This is a genomic window from Peribacillus sp. YIM B13482, assembly GCF_042787975.1.
Classification (GTDB): domain Bacteria; phylum Bacillota; class Bacilli; order Bacillales; family DSM-1321; genus Peribacillus; species Peribacillus simplex_A.
Map to the genome: position 1 here is coordinate 1 of NZ_JBHZPF010000124.1, position 3,371 is coordinate 3,371.

Below are 3,371 nucleotides of genomic sequence, written 5' to 3' on the forward strand. Positions count from 1 at the left end.
CCCCGGTACAATACCGGGACCATTTATTAGCTGCTTAGGCACTTTTTTCTACTGTCCGTAAAATGGGGCACAGTTCAATATCGGCTGTCTCTTTTTTAGGCTAACTAAATAGGCAGCCCACATTTATTGTCCATCTTTGTCCATATAGGACATAAACTGCCTTTCTACCATTTATGCTATTACTAAAATACCTCTTTCAAGTTGATATTCGTAAGTTTTAAATAAGAAAGTTACAACTGTTTTTGCAGAATTAACTACTACTAACGAATGATGTTCTTTAATTATCTCGTTAGATAAATGGGAATCTCCATATGAATTTCGTACTTCAGAAATACCATTTACAATTTTAATTAACCCTGAAATTACTTCTTTTAACTGCTTATCCAATTTTGGATCTCCCGGGTCAAGGTTTAACTTTTGACGCACCTTAGTAAATAACTGAGGTAAATCCGTTTTATTCCCAATTGTCACATCAGGAAATTTATGTAGTATTTCCTTGCATACGCCCTCTACTAACGTTTTTGCACTTGTAACTGCTCCTGAATAGTCTTTTGTGTTAATACGATTTTCACATTTTGCTATAGATTCTAATATATGTTCAAACGTTAACTCTTCGGGTACTTCGCATTCTACATGTACGATTTGTACGTCAAACTGACGATCTTCTAAATAATCTATAAACTTGTTAAACTGTTTGTTAATGTAATTTATTTGGATGTAACTCGCAGATCCATCACTAAATAATTCGTCAACAGCTTCTTCAATGCTTCTACATTCACTAATAAATGAAGGCACCTCAATTTTTTCCTCTTTGCATAGCCTTTTAATAATTCTACGGGTATTTAGGAAATTTTCATCATCTAACAGAGGACTAGTATTATTCTGACTATTAATAAAACTTGTAATATCGGTTTTAGCTTTCATTATACTTTCAATAGCCTTCAAATCTTGTTCCCCCTGTTTATTACCGTAATTTTGCAATTACATTATACCATGTAATCCCTGCGTTGTTAAAATCTTGTAAGTAAATTTACCCTTAAACAAATTCAAGTTTGAAACTAAAGAACTTCTTCTTTTACGTTAATTAAGAGGGAAAAGGTAAAAAATGTAGAATATAGTCAATTATGAATGGAGGATTAAAATTTGACTACCAAACCTTTAACCCTTACAAAATCTGGTGTTTTATCAGACACTGACATTTTAGAAAATATTGAAAGTAAATAGCTAGTCATCTGTCCCTTTAATAAAGATAATTTATCGCCTGTTGGTTATAATCTTTCTTTCACTAAATTTATTTATTCCATAAACAACAACTTACTTACAAAAATCATAAAAGACGAAGCAACCAATGAAATATATTGTTTCATTGAACCAAATGATACTGTTTTAATTTTAACGAGAGAAGCTGTATGGATCTCTAATAAATTCAATGGAACCTTTCACTCTAAAGTAGGTATTGTATCTAAGAGATTCGGACATATATCTACAACATTAGACCCCCATTGGGAAGGACCTTTGTTAATTTCGTTAAATAATCCTACTAGCAAAAAGTTAAAATTAAGTATTGCGAAAGATACAGAGGGAGGAACTAAATATAATACTTTTGTTACTTTAATTTTAAATGAAACGTTGTCTCCGGCAGAAGGAGTACATGATAATCCACCAAGTAGAATTGATATCCTTCGAGATATAAAAAGAACAAAAAGGGATAAGAAATTTCAGCAATTATCAAAAGTAGTGGATAAAATAAGAAATTTTGAAGAGGTCCAAGTAAATATAGGTAAAAGTACAGCAGAAGATAGAGATTCGAAAATCAAAGAATTCAATCAAAAATATATTAGGTTTGCAAATGAAATAGTAAATGAAGCAATTGAAGATGCCCTTAAAATAAATAATGATATACTTAAGCGAAATTATTGGTTTTATATAGGTATACTGGGTGTATATTCCGTTATTACTTTGTTATTGATTGTTTCAGGCTTTCAAGCCATTAAGCATTCTGATCCAAATTCATTAGCATTTATTGCTGTTATGTCTTCAGTAGTTATTCCCATAGGTATAGCTGTTGAACCTCACTTAAGATCGAAATTACTGTCATAAAAAGGGGATACTATAATGAATATAAAAGTATTAAAAACCCATCCACTTGCAAAAGTTCCTGAATATGCACATCCAGCAGATGCAGGGATGGATCTATATTCAGTTGAGGAAAAATTATTACAACCTGGAGAAACATCATTATTAAAAACAGGTATAAAAATCGGGTTACCAAAGAATACAGAGGCTCAAATTAGACCTAGGAGTGGATTAGCTTTAAAACACTCTATAACAGTTTTAAATAGTCCTGGAACCATAGATGAAGGTTACAGAGGAGAAATTGGAGTTATTTTAATTAATCACGGGAAAGATGCATTTCATATTGAAGTTGGAATGAGAATCGCTCAAATGGTAATACAACCTACATATAAAGTGGTAATTAATGAGGTTAGTAAATTATCAGTAACAGCTAGAAACGAAGGTGGCTTTGGGTCATCAGGTATTAGATAACATCTTAAAAATGGATGTTCTTAATAATCACGCACGCTAGTTTACATAAAGCATCAGAATAAGGCCAATGGAATTCTGGATTCCATTGGCTTTGTCTGTTCACTGTTCTCATTTATTTTACAAATATTAATTATTCTTTTTGTTACTTCAAATGGGATTAGTGGAGTTTTAATTTGTTAAAGCATTCTTCGGGGGTGCTTTTTTATTGGTGTTGATTTTTATTAGATAACAGTCTAAAACTTATAAGTTCTAGAGACTTGAAAAAACACCTCAATTCCCCTTGTCACTTTAGGAGTTATTTTGCACTATAAGCAAATATAAAAAAGCCCAATTTCTCATTTTTAACTTAAAATTGGGCTTTATCGTTCCTCAAGAAAAGCGCCCTTTTATGGAATAATCATTGTAAAAATCCACTTAAAGTTTAGCTGGGAAACTTTATTGACAAAAGTCATAGATTTATTTATTTTTATTTTCTAATTCCTCAACTCTCCTTTCCATGTTCTTTATTTTTTTGATTGAGTGAAGGGCGAGCCCTAAAGCTATTCCACCTAAAGTGAATGCTGGAAAAACAAAAAAAGTAAACCATTCCATCTTTTAACACCTCCCTAAAACTACTAAACAATCTGGCCCTTTTCTGGAATAACAGACATTTTCTATTTTTAGATTGCACATCTTCTATCTATATTCCAAAACTCGTCTAAAACTTACAAGTTCTAGAGACTTGAAAAAACACCTTAATTCCCCCTCTGTCACTTTGGGAGTTATTTTGCATATATTTCAAGCGCTATTTTGCACTATAAATATAAAAAGCCCAATTTCTCAAC

At 31.6% G+C, this 3,371-nt stretch carries 4 protein-coding genes; 2 read left to right on the plus strand and 2 right to left on the minus strand.

The features are described from left to right. Positions 1-171: 171 nt before the first annotated feature. Positions 172-945 (minus strand): abortive infection family protein, encoded by a 774-nt coding sequence (locus ACFX4L_RS25150; RefSeq protein ID WP_377406641.1) that lies wholly within the window; start codon positions 943-945, stop codon positions 172-174. Positions 946-1,515: 570 nt separating this feature from the next. Between ACFX4L_RS25150 and ACFX4L_RS25155 the strand changes: the two genes are divergently transcribed. Both ACFX4L_RS25155 and dut read left to right on the plus strand, forming a co-directional pair. After that, positions 1,516-2,100 (plus strand): hypothetical protein, encoded by a 585-nt coding sequence (locus tag ACFX4L_RS25155; protein WP_377406643.1) that lies wholly within the window; start codon positions 1,516-1,518, stop codon positions 2,098-2,100. 15 nt (positions 2,101-2,115) lie between these two features. Then, entirely contained in the window at positions 2,116-2,547 is a 432-nt protein-coding gene (gene dut, locus ACFX4L_RS25160; protein WP_377406645.1) for a dUTP diphosphatase, read from the plus strand. A gap of 456 nt (positions 2,548-3,003) precedes the next feature. Here dut and ACFX4L_RS25165 read toward each other — a convergent pair whose 3' ends face one another. Beyond that, complete coding sequence (locus ACFX4L_RS25165; protein ID WP_269083778.1) at positions 3,004-3,138, minus strand: hypothetical protein; 135 nt, start codon at positions 3,136-3,138, stop codon at positions 3,004-3,006. Positions 3,139-3,371 lie beyond the last annotated feature (233 nt).